The organism is Nocardia takedensis NBRC 100417, assembly GCF_000308695.1.
In the GTDB taxonomy this organism is placed as follows: Bacteria; Actinomycetota; Actinomycetes; order Mycobacteriales; family Mycobacteriaceae; genus Nocardia; species Nocardia takedensis.
This window is the reverse complement of sequence record NZ_BAGG01000115.1, coordinates 45792-61775: the sequence shown is the minus strand read 5'-3', so window position 1 is coordinate 61775 and position 15984 is coordinate 45792. Positions and strand designations below refer to the sequence as shown.

Genomic DNA, 15984 nt, shown 5'->3' with positions numbered 1-15984 from the left:
GGCGGATCGTGGGGCATTCCGGGGAGGAGCGCGAGATCGGCGTCGAGGAGTCGGGCGAGGCCCGACAGATCCTGGTGGGTCTGTCGACGGCCTCGGTGTATCCGCAGAACACCGAGGCGGCGTTCCGCTACGCGGCCGAACTCGGGTACGACGGCGTGGAATTGATGGTGTGGGCCGAACCGGCCAGCCAGAACATCGGCACGGTGCAGGAGTACTCGCGCCGCTACGAGGTGCCGATCCTGGCGGTGCACGCGCCGTGTCTGCTGATCTCGCAACGGGTCTGGGGTTCGGATCCGGTGGCGAAGCTGGAACGCAGTGTGCGTACGGCCGAGACGCTGGGCGCGGACACGGTGGTCGTGCATCCGCCGTTCCGCTGGCAGCGCCGCTACGCGCAGGGTTTCGCCGCGCAGGTCGCCGAACTCGAGGAACACAGTCCGGTCGTGGTCGCGGTGGAGAACATGTTCCCGATGCGCGCGGACACCTTGTTCGGCAGGCGTACCGGCGCGGTGAAGCGCCTCGAGCGCCGCGGCGGGCCGGGGCCGGGGTTGACGGCGTTCAGTCCGTCCTACGATCCGACCGACACCGGGTTCCGGCACTACACTCTCGACCTGTCGCACACCGCGACGGCGGGGGCCGATCCGCTGTCGCTGGCCGCGCGGATGGGCAGCGGGTTGGCGCATCTGCATCTGGCCGACGGTCGGGGCGCGGCCCACGACGAGCATCTGGTGCCGGGCGAGGGCACCCAACCGTGCGCGGAGGTCTGCGCGAAGTTGGTGGAGACCGGGTTCACCGGTCACGCGGTCGCCGAGATCAACACCCAGAACGCGCGGACGACCGCGGAACGTTCGGCGCTGCTGGGCAAGACGCTGGAATTCGCGCGCGTGCATCTCAACGGAAGGGCTCCGGCGACCCTGGTGTGACCGCGGGGTCGACCCGGCGCGGCGCGGTTCGGCGGAGCCGCGTTGTACGCTGTACGAACGCCGTGCGCCGGTGACCGCCCGCGTGGCGCGCCGCGCGGACGGCGGACGACAGGAGTGACGATGACGACGGAGTCGCTCGCCGGGAGCCCGGCGACCACGACCGATGCCCCGTTCAGCCGGGTGTGCGCGCTGACCGAGACCACCGCGACCGCGCCGGACACCGGCCGCTACGCGGGCGTCATCGACGACATCTGGACCATCGGCAAGAAGGTGCACGGCGGCACCATGGTGGCCGCGAGCGCGGCGGCGGCCGCGAACTGGTTGCGCGCGCGGGACCCGGCCCTGGCCGAGATGGCCCCCGTGGCGGCCAGTTCCGACTTCCTCGGCGCGCCCGACGCGGGCCCGGTCGAGTACGAGGTGCGTATCCGCAAGATCGGCCGCCAGATCTGCCTGGCCGACACCACCCTGATCCAGGGCGAGCGCGGCCTGGTCCGCACGGCCTTCACCTTCAGCAGACTCGACGACGCCGAACCGGTGCACGTCGCCGCCTTCGAGGAGATGCCCACCGAACCGCCCGCCGACGCGATCGGCTACGAGGACGGTTCGCAGATGGGCTCGATCGTGCACGTGGGCCGCGGCGCGGATCTGTTCCTGGACCGCGCGTGGTCGCCCTTCCTCGCGGGCGAACGCGGCGAACCCCGGTTGCGGCTGTGGATCCGGCCGCGTCCGGGCGATCAGGCCGATCCGGAGGTCGCCGCCTACTTCGCCATGATGGCCGCCGACATGAGCCCGCCGGTGCCGATGAACCTCGGCCATTTCGGCTGGGCCCCGACCGTGCAGATGACCACCTACCTGCGCCGCAGGCCCGCGCCCGGGTGGCTGCGCGTCATCGCGACCACCCGCGAGGTCGGCAACCGCATGTTCGACGAGGACCAGTTGGTGATCGACGCGACCGGCGCGGTGGTCGCGCAGAGCCGACAATTGGCGCTGATTCCGGCGGGCCGCCCCTGACCTCGGCGGTCCTCCACGGACCGGTCGCCCGGTTTCGGTCGCCCGCGTCGCGGCGGTCTAGCCTTGTTCCCCATGACGAGAATTGCGGTGATCGGTGGCGGTCGCATCGGTGAGGCGTTGATCGCCGGACTGCTCGAATCGGGTCGGGCGAGCAAGGATCTGGTCGTCGTCGAGACCCACGCCGACCGGGCCGAACAGCTCGCGGGCCGCTTCGGCACGCGGGTGACCGATTCGGTGGAGGACGCGGTCGTCGGCGCCGATCTGCTCGTCATCGCGGTCAAGCCGGGCGATGTCGATGCCGTGCTGACCCAACTCGGCAAGGCCGAACTCAACGGCGGCGACCAGGATCAGGTGCTGGTGTCACTGGCCGCGGGCGTGCCCACGGCCCGCCTCGAGGCCAAACTGCCCGCGGGCTTCCCCGTCGTGCGCGTCATGCCCAACACCCCGATGCTGGTCGGTCAGGGCATGAGCGTGCTCGCCCCCGGCCGCTACGCCCGCCCCGAACAGTTGGCGCTGGTCACCGAGGTGCTCTCGGCGGTCGGCCAGGTCGCCACCGTCGCCGAATCCCAGATGGACGCCGTCACCGCCGTCTCCGGTTCCGGCCCCGCGTACTTCTTCCTCGTGGTCGAGGCGCTGATCGACGCGGGTGTCGGCCTCGGGCTGTCCCACGAGGTCGCCACCCAACTCGTCGTCCAGACGATGATCGGCTCGGCCGCGCTGCTCGACGAATCCGAGCAGAGCGCCGTCGAATTGCGCGCGGCGGTCACCTCGCCCGCGGGCACCACGGCCGCCGCCCTGCGCGAACTCGAGCGCGGCGGGGTCCGTTCGGCCTTCCTGGAGGCGCTGCACGCCGCGAAACAACGCGCCGCCGAACAGGGCGTCGGCGAATCCGGTCCCGGCGCTTCCTGACCGCGTTCGCGCCGGTCCGAACCGGTCGATCGAATCGTTATCGACAGCCGCGTGATGCCGGCGCATCATGGAAGACGCCAATCGAACACAGCGCGTCCGCTGAGTGACTCGCCGATGCCCAGTAAGCGACGCTGATTTCTCACACCCGTCGCAGTAATCCCACTGGCAACGCTAAGCTTCAAGGAGCACGTGCGTGTCTGTTCCGCCGGTGGGGAAGCCGGCGGCGCGGACGTGCCGGAGGTCAATGGTGCAATGATGTCTTCCAACAAGATGTCTGCGAACAGTTCGGGGTCGTCCCCCGGTTCGTCGGGTCCGTCGAGCGGTCGTCCGAGTTCGGGCCAGCAGCCCGTCCTGGGCGGCGGTACGCAGTTCCTGACGGTCGCCGAGGTGGCGAATCTGATGCGAGTGTCGAAGATGACGGTCTATCGGCTGGTGCACTCGGGCGAATTGCCCGCCGTGCGCGTCGGCCGTTCGTTCCGAGTCCACGCGAAAGCGGTGCACGAGTACTTGGAGACGTCCTACTTCGACGCGGGCTGAACCGGATGTGATTCGCAGGGTCGCCGAGCAGGGGTCCGCTCCCGACCGACAGCGTGAGACCAAGGGCCCCGGAAGTGCCGTCATCGGACACGGTAGGATCAAACCTCGGTTCGTGTCCGTCTGTCGGCGGCACCGCTTCGTGGTGCCCGGTGCTCGTCTACGGCGCGGACACCATGAAGAACGTGCGTTTCCGAGCGCGCGTGCCGACCAAGCCGAGTAGAGAGAACGCGAGGAAACCCTATGGGTTCAGTGATCAAGAAGCGTCGCAAGCGCATGTCGAAGAAGAAGCACCGTAAGCTGCTTCGCCGTACACGTGTGCAGCGGCGCAAACTCGGCAAGTAGGCTCCGCGCTCGGCAGATGAGGCCCGTCACCTTCTCGGTGACGGGCCTCTGCTTTTGAAACAACGCGATTTGAAACGTTCGGAATGTTTCCGGTGACCGAAGTCATCGTTAGAACCTGGTTAATACCCTCGGTGACGTGCAGGTCAGCGGTTACTCTGGGAACCGCCAGAAAAATGGAAATGAGGCCCTCGTAGGTGGGATCCGGTGCCGTGGGATCTGAGGTAAGAGACGGGAACACACCCAAGGTGGTGATGGTGACCGGCGCCAGCCGATTCTTCGGCGGCAACATCGCTTCTCGGCTCGCGCAGGACCCGAGTGTCGAGCGGGTCGTCGCGGTCGACACCACCACGCCCCCGCGCGAGTTGCGCCGCCGTATGGGCCGCGCCGAATTCGTCCGCGCCGATATTCGTAATCCGTTGATCCGCAAGGTGATCGACGGCAACGAGGTCGACACGGTCGTGCACGCGGCGGTGCTGTCACGCCCGCCGTCAGGTGGTGGCCGGGCGGTGATGAAGGATCTCAACGTATTGGGCGCGATGCAATTGTTCGCGGTTTGTCAGAAGTCGCCATCGGTGCGCCGCGTGGTGTTGCGTTCCACATCGGGGGTATACGGATGTAGTGCGAAGGACCCCGCGAAATTCACCGAGGAAATGAGCGCACGGCGACCGCCGCGCGGATGGTTCGCGCGCGATCTGATCGAAATCGAGGGTTTCGTCCGCGGTATGGCGCGACGACGGCCCGATATCGCTGCCTCGATATTGCGTTTCGCGCCGATCGTCGGACCGCGATTGGCGGGCCGCGGCGTGCAGTACCTCCAGTCGCCGGTCGTCCCCACCGTCTTCGGCCGCAACGCCCGCCTGCAACTGCTGCACGAGGAGGACGCGGTGGCCGCGCTCGCGCAGGCCGCGCGCATGGCCCCCGGGGGCACGTACAATATCGCTGGAGACGGTGCGTTGACACTGTCGCAAGCGGTCCGCCGCGCGGGCCGCGTCGAACTGCCGGTGCCCTTCGTCCTGTTCCGCAGTGCGGGGCGGGCGTTGATGGGTCCGGTGATGCGTGAGTTCACCGGCGAACAACTCGACTATTTCCACTTCGGATGTGGTCTGGACACGACCCGTATGCGGACCGAACTCCAGTTCGTTCCGCGATGGACCACGGTGCAGGCGTTCGACGACTTCATCGGGGGCGCAGCGTTGCGGCCCGTCTTCGATCCGGCGTGGATCGATGCCGCGGAGAAAAAACTGCTCGGCCTGCTCGGGGCCGGTACGGGAGCACATCAATGAACCACGTGGCGAAAGTGATTCATCTGCACGATCAGACCGTGGAGTCGGGACGGCGCACCGCCGAACGTCGTCGTCCCGAGACCCTCGGTCGCACGGCCACCGGGGTGACCTCGCTGACCGATCGCCTGGCCGCGGCGGAACAGCCCGCCCCGCGTTCGGTCGGTGACCTGCTGCGCGGTGCGCTCGGCGGTCAGATCAGCCGCACCGCCGAATTCGCCCGCCGCCGCCTCACCGGCGATTACCAGATCGATGAATTCGGCTTCGACGAACATCTGCTCGAATCGGTCATCCTGCCCGCTCTGCGCCCGATGTCGGACCTGTGGTTCCGCGTCCAGGTCAGCGGGATGCAGAACATCCCGGAGGTGGGCGGCGCGCTGATCGTGGCCAACCACGCGGGCACGGTGCCGTTGGACGGCCTCATGCTGCAACTGGCCGTGCACGACCACCACCCCAAGCAGCGCGCCCTGCGCCTGCTCGCGGCCGATCTGATCTTCGAGATGCCGGTCCTGGGGGCGATGGCGCGCAAGGCAGGCCACACCCTGGCCTGCCGCGAGGACGCCGAACGCCTGCTGCGCTCGGGCGAACTGACCGGCGTCTTCCCCGAGGGGTTCAAGGGCGTCGGCAAGAACTACGCCGACCGCTACAAGCTCCAGCGCTTCGGCCGCGGCGGTTTCGTGGCGGCGGCGGTGCGCACGGGCGTGCCGATCATTCCGTGCTCGATCGTCGGTTCGGAGGAGATCTACCCGAAGCTGGCCGACCTCAAGCCGCTGGCCCGCCTGCTCGGCCTGCCCTACTTCCCGGTCACCCCGCTGTTCCCGCACCTGGGTCCGCTGGGCGCGGTGCCGCTGCCCTCGAAGTGGTACATCGAATTCGGCGAACCGATCACCACCACGTCCTACGAGCCCGAGGCCGCCGACGACCCGATGACGATGTTCGAGGTCACCGACCAGGTCCGCGAGACCATCCAGCAGACGCTGTACCGGTTGCTCACCAAGCGCCGCGGCGCCTTCACCGGGTAGGGCGGATCAGCCCGCCTTGCGGCGGGTGATCGCCGCGGCCACCGCACCGCCCGCCGCCCCCAGGGCCAGGGCGGTGGGGACGCCGATCTTGGCGGCCTTGCGCCCGGTTCGGAAATCGCGGATCTCCCAGCCCCGGTTCTTGGCGACCTCGCGCAGATCCGAATCCGGGTTGATCGCGACCGACGTGCCGACCAGCGACAGCATCGGCACGTCGTTGTGGCTGTCGGAATAGGCGGTGCAGCGCTTGAGGTTCAGGCCCTCGCGGATCGCGAGCGTGCGCACCGCGTGCGCCTTGCCGAGCCCGTGCAGGATGTCGCCGACCAGGCGGCCGGTGAACTTCCCGTCGACGCTCTCGGCGACCGTGCCGAGCGCACCGGTCAACCCCAGTCGCTTCGCGATCACCTGGGCCAATTCGACCGGTGTGGCCGTCACCAGCCAGACCTGCTGGCCCGCGTCCAGGTGCATCTGCGCCAGCGCCCTGGTGCCCGGCCAGATCTTGTCGGCGATGATCTCGTCGTAGATCTCCTCGCCCAGGGCCGCCAGTTCGGCGGTGGGGCGTCCGGCGATGAAGGCCAGCGCCTTCTCCCGGCCCGCCTGCATGTCGGTGCTGTTCTCCTTGCCGGTGACCCGGAATTTGACCTGCTTCCAGGCCACGTCGACCAGATCCGAGGTCTTGAAGTACTTGCGCGCGGCCAGACCCCGGGCGAAATGCACGATCGAGGCGCCCTGGACCATGGTGTTGTCGACGTCGAAGAACGCCGCCGCCGTCAGGTCGCGGGGGGCCTCGGGGCCGCGCTGTTCGGGTTCGCCCGCCGCGAGTTCGGCGTCGTGCAGCGACAGCGCGGCATCCGCGCTGGCCTCGCCCGCGAGATTGGCGCGGACCTCTTCCTCGCTGGGGCCGAAGGGGCTGCGGGAGATGCGGGCGAGCTGATCCTGCAGGCTCTGGCCGAGTCTGCCCTGATTCCAGCGAACCGGAAACTCACCGAAGCGCCCCGCGATGAATCCCGCCCTCTCGACCTTCGATCGTTCCGGCACCAGTACCTCCGCCCGTCGCGCGAACAGGTCCACACTAGCGGGCGGGCGCGACAGTTTCGTCCAGGACCAGGGGTACCGGATCGGCGGCGGTCACGGGTTTTAATTGCGGTCATGACCGATCCCACACATTCTGTGACGCTGCTGACCCGGTCGGGCTGTGGACTGTGCGCTGTGGCACTCGAACAGTTGCGCGATATCTGCGCCGATTTCGGTATCGAACCGGCGACTCTGGACGTCGACGTGGCCGCCGAAACCGATCCTGGCCTGCGCGCGGAGTACGGCGACCGCCTGCCGGTGGTGCTGTTGGACGGCCGGGAGCACAGCTATTTCGATGTCGACGAGCCGCGTTTGCGCGCCGATTTGCGTCGGTGAGGAAAAGCTGCTGCGGGTCGATTCCGTCGCACCGCTGGTCGCGGCGGAAATGAGGCCAATTTCACCGACTTTGTGAAGGGCTGCACAAGCGGTTACGGTGGTGGCACGCGACCCGCATACCGAGGCTGCGGGAGCACCCTTGAAATCCGAACCTTCGACCATGGCACCGGACCGCGCGGGACAACGCATCGCCCCGGGTCAGAGGTCGAGCGACGAACCGGATCACGAGAAATCCGGGACGAGGAGCCGACGACGTGACAGAGCAGCATGAGGCGCCGGGCGGCGTCTCCGGCAGGGCTCTGCAGAAGGCGACGGCCTCCGGTAAGGACATTCCGCAGGCCACCGTCGCTCGGCTGGCCACCTATCTCCGGGTGCTGGCCTCGATGGCCGACGACGGTGTGCTCATCGTATCGAGTGAGGAACTGGCTGTCGCGGCGGGTGTCAATTCGGCGAAGCTGCGCAAAGATCTGTCCTTCCTCGGCCCCAACGGCGTTCGGGGTGTCGGTTATGACGTGGGCAAGCTGCGCACCAGGATCGAAGATGTGCTCGGACTGTCCGGAGGCCATCGCGTGGTGCTGGTCGGCGCGGGGAATCTCGGCCGTGCCCTGGTGGGCTACGGCGGATTCCGGCGGCGCGGCTTCACCGTGGTCGGCATCTTCGACAACGACGAGTCGGTGATCGGCCGGGGCGTGGCCGGACTCGCCGTCCGCGACGTGCGGGTGCTGCACGAGGCGGTCCTCGCCCTCGACCCGACCATCGCGGTCATCACCGTCCCCGACGAAGCCGCCCAGGAGGTGTGCGACCGACTGGTCGCCGCCGGGGTGCAGTCGATTCTCAGTTTCGCGCCGAGCGTGCTCATCGCACCGCCGACGGTCGAGGTCCGCCGCGTCGACCTCGCCGTGGAGATGCAGATGCTCTCCTTCGAGCGCACCCGCAACACCGAGCCCGAACCGCTGGCCGAGGTCGCCGCGGTGTCGGGCCGTATCGCTCGCCGGGTTCCCGAATCCGTGGCCGGGCTCGCCATTCCGGCGACCCACCGCGCCGCGCATCAGGCCGCCTCGCATCAGACAACCGCGCATCAGGCAACGGAGCCAAGCAGCAAAGGTTCGGTGGTAACACCATGAGCGTTCTTCTCGTCGGGATCTCGCATCGCAGCGCGCCCGTGTCGATTCTGGAGAAGGTGGCGATCACCGACACCGATCGGCCGAAGCTGATCGATCGGATGCTCACCTCGAGTCACGTCTCGGAAGCGATGATCGTCTCCACCTGCAACCGGGTGGAGGTCTACGCGGTGGTCGACGCCTTCCACGGCGGTCTCGCCGAGGTCGGCGAACTGCTGACCAGACATTCCGGGCTGCCGCTGCCGGATCTGACCAAACACGCCTACGTCCGCTACAGCGAGGCCGCCGCCGAACACCTCTTCGCCGTCGCCTCGGGGCTGGATTCGATGGTGGTCGGCGAGCAGCAGGTGCTCAGCCAGATCCGTTCCGCCTACGCCTCGGCCGACGCCCAGCAGGCGGTCGGCCGCACCATGCACGAACTGGCCCAGCACGCGCTGCGGGTCGGCAAACGGGTGCATTCGGAGACGGGGATCGACCGCGCGGGCGCGTCGGTCGTCTCGGTCGCCCTCGACAAGGCCAAGACCGTGCTGAGCGCGGGCGATCCGTCGACCGCGGAGTCGGCGCTGGTCGGGCGGACCGCCGTGGTGGTCGGCGCGGGCGCGATGGGCGGCCTCGCGGTCGCGCATCTGGCGCGCGCGGGCATCGGCCGGATCATCGTGGTCAACCGCACGATCGAGCGGGCACTGCGCCTGGCCGAGACCGCCGCCAACTACGGCGTGGAATCCGGTGCGCTGGAACTGTCCCGGCTCACCGAGGCGATGGCGGACGCGGATGTGGTGATCACCTGCACCGGTGCGATCGGCGCCGTGGTCACCCTCGCCGACACCCACCGCGCGCTGGCCGACCGCGAGCGCGCCGAAGATCTCGGCGACGAGAAGCCGCTGGTGTTCTGCGATCTGGGCCTGCCGCGCGACGTCGAACCGGCGGTCGCGGGACTGCCCGGCGTGTCGGTCATCGATATCGAGACCCTGCAACACGATCCGGCCGCGGGCGCCGCCGCCGACGACACCGCCGCCGCGCGCACCATCGTCGCCGACGAACTCGCCAAGTACCTGGCGGGCCAGCGCATGGCCGAGGTCACCCCGACGGTGGCGGCGCTGCGTCAGCGCGCCGCCGAAGTGGTCGAAGCCGAACTGCTGCGGCTGGATTCGCGGCTGCCCGGCCTGGCCGATCCCGAACGCGACGAGGTCGCCCGCACGGTGCGCCGGGTGGTCGACAAATTGCTGCACGCGCCCACGGTGCGGGTCAAGCAGTTGGCCTCCACACCGGGCGGCGACACCTACGCCGAAGCCCTGCGCGAGCTGTTCGAGCTCAAACCCGGTGCGGCCCAGGCGGTTGCCGCGCCGATGGAGATCAGCGCCATCGCGGGCGAGCACAGCGCGGCGCTCGCCGACGATTTCACCACCGGCCACTGGGGCGACGAACAAGGAAGTCCCCGATGACGATCCTGCGGGAGGAGAACAACGTGACGGTCGCGAACCGACGTCGTCCCTGGCGGATCGGCACCCGCGGCAGTCTGCTGGCGCTCACCCAGTCCGGCACCGTCCGCGACGCGCTGATCGCCGCCGGGCACGAGGCGGAACTGGTGGTGGTCAAGACGCCCGGCGACCTGTCCGCCGAACCGGTCCAGCACATCGGCGTCGGCGTGTTCACCTCCGCGCTGCGCGAGGAACTCGCCGCGGGCGCCATCGACATCGCGGTGCACTCCTACAAGGATCTGCCGACCGCGCCCGACGACCGGTTCACCATCGCTGCCGTCCCGCCGCGCCAGGACCCGCGCGACGCGCTGGTGGCGCGCGACGGCATGGTGCTCGGCGAATTACCCGCGGGCTCCAAGGTCGGCACCTCGGCGCCGCGCCGCATCGCGCAGTTGCTCGCGCTGGGGCTCGGCCTGGACCTCGTACCGCTGCGCGGCAATCTCGACACCCGCCTGGCCAAGGTGCGCGACGGCGAACTCGACGCCGTCGTGGTCGCCAGAGCCGGCCTGGCCCGGATCGACCGGCTCGACGCGGTCACCGAGGCGTTGGAACCGGTGCAGATGCTGCCCGCGCCCGCCCAGGGCGCGCTCGCGGTCGAATGTCGCGGCGAGGACACCGCGTTGATCGAGGCGCTCGCCGCCCTCGACGACGCCGCGACAAGAGCCTCGGTCGTCGCCGAGCGCGCGCTGCTCGCCGAATTGGAGGCCGGTTGTTCGGCCCCGGTGGGCGCGCTCGCCGAGATCGTCGAATCCCTCGATGACGACGGCAGGATCTTCGACGAGCTCTCGCTGCGCGGATGCGCGGCGGCGGTCGACGGATCCGATGTGGTGCGGGCGTCGGTGGTCGGTTCGCCGCGCGACGCGGCCGAACTCGGCCGGGCGTTGGCCCGCGAATTGGTGGAGCTCGGCGCTCGCGAGCTCCTCACCGCGGAACCGGAACCGGATTCCGCCCCGGCGGCGGTGGAGCCGCCCGCCCTCGACGTCACCCATCCCAGCCCAATGGAGAACAGCCGATGAGCAGCCGCGCCACGAAGAAGCACCCCGGTCGGATCCTTTTCGTCGGGTCGGGTCCCGGTGACCCGGCGTTGCTCACCGTGCGGGCCCGCGAGGTGCTCGGCCGGGCCAGGCTGGCCTTCACCGACCCCGATGTGGACAAGGGTGTGCTCGCGCTGATCGGCGTCGCCGTCGAGGAGAACGAGGACGGCACCCGCCCGGTCGACGTGCGGCCCGCGCTCGGCGAACCCGCCGAGGTGGCCAAGACGCTGATCGCCGAGGCGCGCGCCGGACACGACGTGGTCCGGGTGGTCGCGGGCGACCCGTTGACCACCGACGCGGTGATCAACGAGGTCAACACCGTCACCCGCTCGCACATGGTCTTCGAGGTGCTGCCGGGTCTGCCCGGTGGTTCGGCGGTGCCCAGCTACGCGGGGATCGCCCTGGGCGGCGGCCACACCGAGGCCGACGTGCGCGGCGAGGTCGACTGGGCGGCGCTGGCCGCCGCGCCCGGCCCGCTGGTGCTGCACGCCACCTCCGGTCATCTGGCCGAGACGGCCAGCGCCCTGGTCGAACACGGCATGGCCCCGCAGACCCCGGTCGCGGTGACCGTGCGCGGCACCACCCGTCAGCAGCGCACCATCGAGGCCACCCTGGCCACCCTCAACAGCGCCGCCTCCGAACTGGTCGGACCGCTGGTGGTGACGATCGGCAAGGTCGTGGCCGCGCGGTCGAAGATGTCGTGGTGGGAGTCGCGGGCCCTGTACGGCTGGACCGTGCTGGTGCCGCGCACCAAGGATCAGGCCGCGGAGATGAGCGAACGGCTCGTCACCCACGGCGCGATCCCCATGGAGGTGCCCACCATCGCGGTGGAGCCGCCGCGCAGCCCCGCGCAGATGGAACGCGCGGTCAAGGGCCTCGTCGACGGCCGCTACCAGTGGGTGGTGTTCACCTCGACGAACGCGGTGCGCGCGGTGTGGGAGAAGTTCGCCGAATTCGGTCTGGACGCCCGCGCCTTCTCCGGCGTGAAGATCGCCTGTGTCGGCGAGGCCACCGCCGACAAGGTGCGCTCCTTCGGCATCAACCCCGAACTCGTGCCGAGCGGCGAACAGTCCTCGGAGGGTCTGCTCGCCGACTTCCCGCCCTACGACGACGTCTTCGACCCGGTGAACCGGGTGCTGCTGCCGCGCGCCGACATCGCCACCGAGACCTTGGCCGAAGGTCTGCGCGACCGCGGCTGGGAGATCGACGACGTCACCGCCTACCGCACGGTGCGCGCCTCGCCGCCGCCCGCGGAGACCCGCGAGATGATCAAGACCGGCGGTTTCGACGCGGTGCTGTTCACCTCGTCCTCCACCGTGCGCAACCTGGTCGGCATCGCGGGCAAGCCGCACGCCCGCACGATCGTGGCCTGCATCGGCCCGAAGACGGCGGAGACGGCCATCGAGTTCGGCCTGCGGGTGGATGTGCAGCCCGAGGTCGCCCAGGTGGGTCCGCTGGTGGAGGCGCTGGCCGAGCACGCCGCCCGCTTGCGCGCCGAGGGCCTGCTGCCCCCGCCGCGCAAGAAGAGCAGGCGCAGCCGCTAGCGGCTGTAACGCAGCAGGGTGCGCACCAGACGGCAGGTGGCGTCCGACGGCGGTCGGATGCCGACGAGATCGGCTGTGCGGCGGATCTTCTCGTTGCTCGCCTGATTCGGCAGGTAGATGCCGGAGTCGAGCAGCGCGATCGTCAGCCGCATGGCCTTGAGCCTGCGGTTGTGGGTGACGTACCACCGGCGCGGGCGCCCGGCGGGCAGTGGCCGCTTGACCAGCGGCACGTAGGGCTCGATGGGTGTGGATTTCGGTGTGGCGGTCGTGGGCACGAACGTCCTCCCCTCGGGTCGGGAATCGCTGGGCGATCCCGTCGAACACATCTTCGATTGTACCCGCTGCCACCGACAGAAACCGCTGGCCCGATACGGTTTTCGGGTAAGGGGGCTGCCCCGCGCGCCCGGTCGTCGCGGCAGGCGTATCGTGCGAGCCATGACCGGAACTGACCGCCCGCGGCGGTTGCGCCGCACCCCGGCACTGCGTCGACTGGTGGCCGAAACCACGCTCGAGCCACGGCAATTGGTGCTGCCGATGTTCGTGGCCGACGGTGTGGACGCACCCCGCGAGATCAGCTCCATGCCGGGAGTCCACCAACACTCGCTGGACTCGCTGCGCAAGGCCGCCGTCGACGCGGTCGAGGTAGGTGTCGGCGGGCTGATGCTGTTCGGGGTGCCGCGCCCGGAGGACAAGGACGCGACGGGTTCGCAGGCCAGCGACCCCGACGGCATCCTCAACCGCGGCCTGCGCGCGCTGTCCGAGGAGGTCGGCGGGTCGACGGTGGTCATGGCCGACACCTGCCTGGACGAATTCACCGATCACGGGCACTGCGGGGTGCTCACCGCCGACGGCGCGGTGGACAACGACGCCACGCTGCACCGGTATGTCGACATGGCGCTGTCGCAGGCCGAGGCGGGCGCGGACCTGCTGGGCACCAGCGGCATGATGGACGGTCAGGTGCGCGCGATCCGCCGCGGCCTCGACGCCGTGGGCCGCATCGACACCGGCATCCTGGCCTACGCCGCGAAATACGCCTCCGCCTTCTACGGTCCGTTCCGCGAGGCCGTCGCCTCGACCTTGGAAGGTGACCGGCGCACCTACCAGCAGGACCCGGCCAACCGCACCGAGGCGCTGCGCGAACTCGACCTCGATCTGGCCGAGGGCGCGGACATCGTGATGGTGAAACCGGCCATGTCCTACCTGGACATCCTGCGCGAGGTCGCCGACCGCTCGAACGTGCCGGTCGCGGCCTATCAGATCTCGGGGGAGTACGCGATGATCACCGCCGCCGCCGAACGCGGCTGGATCGATCGCCGCGCCGCGGTGCTGGAATCGCTGATCGGAATCCGGCGGGCCGGGGCGGACATCGTGCTGACCTACTGGGCTGCCGAGGCCGCGCACTGGTTGTCGTGACGGTTCCGAAGCATCCGGTGGGCGTGGCGCCCGTCGCGCGCCCGCCGGTCCCGCAGGACATCGGCACGGCGCGGCAGTTGTGGTGGGGTGTGGTCGCCTTCGGCCTGGTGCAGTTGGCGGCGGGGTTCTTCGTCGCCTACGGGCAGCGCGAGGAGTTGCGCCGCCAAGCCCTCGAACAGATGAAGACCGGTGACGCGGCGGCGGCCGCGGATCTGGCGTTGCTGTCGGGTTTCGTCTTCCTCGGTCTGGGCGGGGCGATGATCTCCGGATTGGTCCTGGTCGTGATCCACCTGTTCGAGCGCGGCGAACAATGGGCACGCACCGTGTTGAACATCCTGGGCGGGTGGCTGGTGTTCACGGCGGTCAACACCCTGTTCACCATCTCGGCGATGACCGGTCTCGCGTCGCTGGTGGCGGGCGGCGCGTCGATCGTGCAGAGCGTGCTGGCCGGCGGCGCGATCTATCTGAGTCATCGTCCCGATTCGACCGCATACTTCTTGATGAATCGACGGTGAATGTTCAGCAAACCGGGTGCGGGGTTTGTAACGAGCGCGCGTCCATGTATGGTGAGGGTTGTCACAGTGGACACGGGAACCGGAAGTTGTCGGTCACACGTTGCTTCGCCTCGCGCGACAGCGTCGACCGGATGGCTCCGGGGGATCGGAGGCATCGATGCGAGTGGTGATCCAACAGCCGCAGAGCATTCGGCGGGACCTGCTCGTACTGAGTCTCCTGGTGGTGTTCGGCTTGCTCACCGTCGCACTGTTGCTGCTGCCCGGCGTGGTCGGCTGATCGTCGCGCCCGCTCCCGGCGCGCGTGCCGCCGCCGGATTTCTCGCCGCCGGATTTCTTGGGGCCCCGTCGTGACGGTGACGGACGAGGTCGTCTTCAGCGAGCCCGGCGCGCGATGGCGCGCGGTCGCCTACGGACCCGTCCTGTGCCTGATCATCCTGATCGTGGAGATCGCCACCGGCAGTTCTGTGCACTGGTTCGCCCTGGTGTTCTGCGCCGCGCTGATCGCGGGCTTCGTCTGGTTGCAGGTCGTCGCGGGCCGCCGCCACGTCAGCGTGGAACTCACCACCGACCGGCTCCGGCAGGGCGCCGAGACACTGCCGTTGAGCTCGATCGACCGCGTCCTGCCCGAACGCGACGACGAGTCCTGGGACGATGAGGACTGGGAATCCGCGCGGGCGCTGGGCGAGTTGTCCGGCGTGCCGCGCCGCCGCCGAGGAATCGGGCTGGTGCTGCGTGACGGCGGCATGGTCCAGGCGTGGGCTCGCGACCACCGCGGGCTGCGCGCCGCGCTGACCTCGGTGCTCGACGCGGACCCCGACCCGACCGAACGCGAGGAGAACGGAGCCCAGCAGTGAGGCAGTCGACAGCGGTGGTGTCGGGTGAACTGGTGATCGTGGCGCTCTGCGTCGTCGGCGCGGTGATCAGTTGGGACAACGGCATGGTGCGGACCTCGCTGGGGCCCGACGGTGACCTGCCCGCCTTCGAGGCCACCCGCTACGTCGGCGCCTGGCTGCTGCTGGCGGTGGTCCTCGTCGGAGTGGCGGGCCTGCTGCTGATCGATATCGCCGGACGGTTGCTCGCCTCGGACTGAGACTGTTTCGTCGGGGTTACCCAGCATCGGCGTGTCGCTCGGTGTGTCGTAACGTTTTCCGCGTTCGCGGCGAATCGATTCGTGACGGTTCGCCGTCGTTTGGGTGTTCTGCTGTCGCCCAGACTGTTTCGAGAGTCAGGTGTAACCCTTGAAGTCACTCGCATCGAAAATCGGCCTCGGCCTTGTCATCTCGGCCGCCGTTCTGGCCCCGCTGGCCGGACCGGCCGCGGCGGCGACGGAGACCGAATCCGCCACCGCCGTCGACCAGCTGGTCCCCGAGACCGGGTCCGCCGGTGTCCTGAACGCGCTGTTCTGCTCGTTGCAGACGATCTCGGCCGACGTGCCCTGCAAATACACCTAG

At 69.3% G+C, this 15984-nt stretch carries 19 protein-coding genes; 17 read left to right on the top strand and 2 right to left on the bottom strand.

Annotation, left to right across the window (positions count from 1 at the left end; translation table 11 throughout):
* Window positions 1-5: 5 nt before the first annotated feature.
* The 7 genes from ON30_RS24555 to ON30_RS24530 all read left to right on the top strand — a co-directional run bounded on the left by ON30_RS24555 (window position 6) and on the right by ON30_RS24530 (window position 6021).
* On the top strand, window positions 6-920 hold the full coding sequence (locus ON30_RS24555; protein ID WP_051029928.1) for a sugar phosphate isomerase/epimerase family protein: 915 nt from the start codon (window positions 6-8) through the stop codon (window positions 918-920).
* Window positions 921-1040: 120 nt separating this feature from the next.
* Window positions 1041-1931: a thioesterase family protein gene (locus tag ON30_RS24550; protein ID WP_083911640.1), complete on the top strand. Its 891-nt coding sequence runs from the start codon at window positions 1041-1043 to the stop codon at window positions 1929-1931.
* A 72-nt stretch (window positions 1932-2003) separates the two neighbouring features.
* On the top strand, window positions 2004-2840 hold the full coding sequence (proC, locus tag ON30_RS24545) for a pyrroline-5-carboxylate reductase (RefSeq protein ID WP_040710540.1): 837 nt from the start codon (window positions 2004-2006) through the stop codon (window positions 2838-2840).
* Window positions 2841-3092: 252 nt separating this feature from the next.
* Window positions 3093-3377, top strand: a complete 285-nt coding sequence (locus ON30_RS24540) for a helix-turn-helix domain-containing protein (RefSeq protein ID WP_174387558.1) — start codon at window positions 3093-3095, stop codon at window positions 3375-3377.
* Between the two features lie 240 nt (window positions 3378-3617).
* Window positions 3618-3719: a 30S ribosomal protein bS22 gene (locus tag ON30_RS37755; RefSeq protein ID WP_003402602.1), complete on the top strand. Its 102-nt coding sequence runs from the start codon at window positions 3618-3620 to the stop codon at window positions 3717-3719.
* A 251-nt stretch (window positions 3720-3970) separates the two neighbouring features.
* Window positions 3971-5002 carry an NAD-dependent epimerase/dehydratase family protein gene (locus ON30_RS24535; protein WP_051029956.1) on the top strand — a complete coding sequence of 344 codons (1032 nt, stop codon included), beginning with the start codon at window positions 3971-3973 and terminating at the stop codon, window positions 5000-5002.
* On the top strand, window positions 4999-6021 hold the full coding sequence (locus ON30_RS24530; protein WP_040710539.1) for a lysophospholipid acyltransferase family protein: 1023 nt from the start codon (window positions 4999-5001) through the stop codon (window positions 6019-6021). Before ON30_RS24535 ends, ON30_RS24530 begins: the two co-directional genes overlap by 4 nt.
* Before the next feature lie 6 nt (window positions 6022-6027).
* Here the strand turns inward: ON30_RS24530 and ON30_RS24525 are convergent, their stop codons facing one another.
* Complete coding sequence (locus ON30_RS24525; RefSeq protein ID WP_051029955.1) at window positions 6028-6960, bottom strand: HAD family hydrolase; 933 nt, start codon at window positions 6958-6960, stop codon at window positions 6028-6030.
* Window positions 6961-7167: 207 nt separating this feature from the next.
* On the opposite strand from ON30_RS24525, the gene ON30_RS24520 reads away from it, so the two are divergent.
* From ON30_RS24520 to ON30_RS24500, 5 genes are all read left to right on the top strand, one after another.
* Window positions 7168-7428, top strand: coding sequence for a glutaredoxin family protein (locus ON30_RS24520; protein ID WP_040710538.1), 261 nt, complete (start codon window positions 7168-7170; stop codon window positions 7426-7428).
* A gap of 254 nt (window positions 7429-7682) precedes the next feature.
* A complete protein-coding gene (locus ON30_RS24515) occupies window positions 7683-8552 on the top strand; it encodes a redox-sensing transcriptional repressor Rex (protein WP_040710537.1) in 870 nt (289 codons plus the stop codon).
* On the top strand, window positions 8549-9991 hold the full coding sequence (locus ON30_RS24510) for a glutamyl-tRNA reductase (RefSeq protein WP_040710536.1): 1443 nt from the start codon (window positions 8549-8551) through the stop codon (window positions 9989-9991). The genes ON30_RS24515 and ON30_RS24510 overlap by 4 nt, the downstream gene beginning before the upstream one ends.
* A complete protein-coding gene (gene hemC, locus ON30_RS24505) occupies window positions 9988-11043 on the top strand; it encodes a hydroxymethylbilane synthase (RefSeq protein ID WP_051029927.1) in 1056 nt (351 codons plus the stop codon). The genes ON30_RS24510 and hemC overlap by 4 nt, the downstream gene beginning before the upstream one ends.
* Window positions 11040-12605 carry a bifunctional uroporphyrinogen-III C-methyltransferase/uroporphyrinogen-III synthase gene (locus ON30_RS24500; protein ID WP_040710534.1) on the top strand — a complete coding sequence of 522 codons (1566 nt, stop codon included), beginning with the start codon at window positions 11040-11042 and terminating at the stop codon, window positions 12603-12605. The genes hemC and ON30_RS24500 overlap by 4 nt, the downstream gene beginning before the upstream one ends.
* On the opposite strand, the gene ON30_RS24495 is transcribed toward ON30_RS24500, so the two are convergent.
* Window positions 12602-12880, bottom strand: a complete 279-nt coding sequence (locus ON30_RS24495; RefSeq protein ID WP_063719938.1) for a hypothetical protein — start codon at window positions 12878-12880, stop codon at window positions 12602-12604. The two genes, ON30_RS24500 and ON30_RS24495, sit on opposite strands and share 4 nt — an antisense overlap.
* 160 nt (window positions 12881-13040) lie before the next feature.
* Between ON30_RS24495 and hemB the strand changes: the two genes are divergently transcribed.
* The 5 genes from hemB (at window position 13041) to ON30_RS24470 (ending at window position 15984) form a co-directional block, all read left to right on the top strand.
* Window positions 13041-14018, top strand: coding sequence for a porphobilinogen synthase (hemB, locus tag ON30_RS24490; protein WP_040710530.1), 978 nt, complete (start codon window positions 13041-13043; stop codon window positions 14016-14018).
* Window positions 14015-14533, top strand: coding sequence for a hypothetical protein (locus tag ON30_RS24485; protein ID WP_040710528.1), 519 nt, complete (start codon window positions 14015-14017; stop codon window positions 14531-14533). The genes hemB and ON30_RS24485 overlap by 4 nt, the downstream gene beginning before the upstream one ends.
* A gap of 353 nt (window positions 14534-14886) precedes the next feature.
* A complete protein-coding gene (gene mce1N / locus ON30_RS24480) occupies window positions 14887-15387 on the top strand; it encodes a transport-regulating membrane protein Mce1N (protein WP_051029954.1) in 501 nt (166 codons plus the stop codon).
* Window positions 15384-15623 (top strand): hypothetical protein, encoded by a 240-nt coding sequence (locus tag ON30_RS24475; protein ID WP_157183823.1) that lies wholly within the window; start codon window positions 15384-15386, stop codon window positions 15621-15623. Before mce1N ends, ON30_RS24475 begins: the two co-directional genes overlap by 4 nt.
* Before the next feature lie 148 nt (window positions 15624-15771).
* On the top strand, window positions 15772-15984 hold the full coding sequence (locus ON30_RS24470; protein WP_040710526.1) for a hypothetical protein: 213 nt from the start codon (window positions 15772-15774) through the stop codon (window positions 15982-15984).

Coding starts and splice junctions, on each gene's coding strand:
- ON30_RS24550 (WP_083911640.1), top strand. CDS start 1,041: ATGACGACGGAGTCGCTCGCCGGGAGCCCGGCGACCACGACCGATGCC.
- proC (WP_040710540.1), top strand. CDS start 2,004: ATGACGAGAATTGCGGTGATCGGTGGCGGTCGCATCGGTGAGGCGTTG.
- ON30_RS24540 (WP_174387558.1), top strand. CDS start 3,093: ATGATGTCTTCCAACAAGATGTCTGCGAACAGTTCGGGGTCGTCCCCC.
- ON30_RS37755 (WP_003402602.1), top strand. CDS start 3,618: ATGGGTTCAGTGATCAAGAAGCGTCGCAAGCGCATGTCGAAGAAGAAG.
- ON30_RS24535 (WP_051029956.1), top strand. CDS start 3,971: ATGGTGACCGGCGCCAGCCGATTCTTCGGCGGCAACATCGCTTCTCGG.
- ON30_RS24530 (WP_040710539.1), top strand. CDS start 4,999: ATGAACCACGTGGCGAAAGTGATTCATCTGCACGATCAGACCGTGGAG.
- ON30_RS24520 (WP_040710538.1), top strand. CDS start 7,168: ATGACCGATCCCACACATTCTGTGACGCTGCTGACCCGGTCGGGCTGT.
- ON30_RS24510 (WP_040710536.1), top strand. CDS start 8,549: ATGAGCGTTCTTCTCGTCGGGATCTCGCATCGCAGCGCGCCCGTGTCG.
- hemC (WP_051029927.1), top strand. CDS start 9,988: ATGACGATCCTGCGGGAGGAGAACAACGTGACGGTCGCGAACCGACGT.
- ON30_RS24500 (WP_040710534.1), top strand. CDS start 11,040: ATGAGCAGCCGCGCCACGAAGAAGCACCCCGGTCGGATCCTTTTCGTC.
- hemB (WP_040710530.1), top strand. CDS start 13,041: ATGACCGGAACTGACCGCCCGCGGCGGTTGCGCCGCACCCCGGCACTG.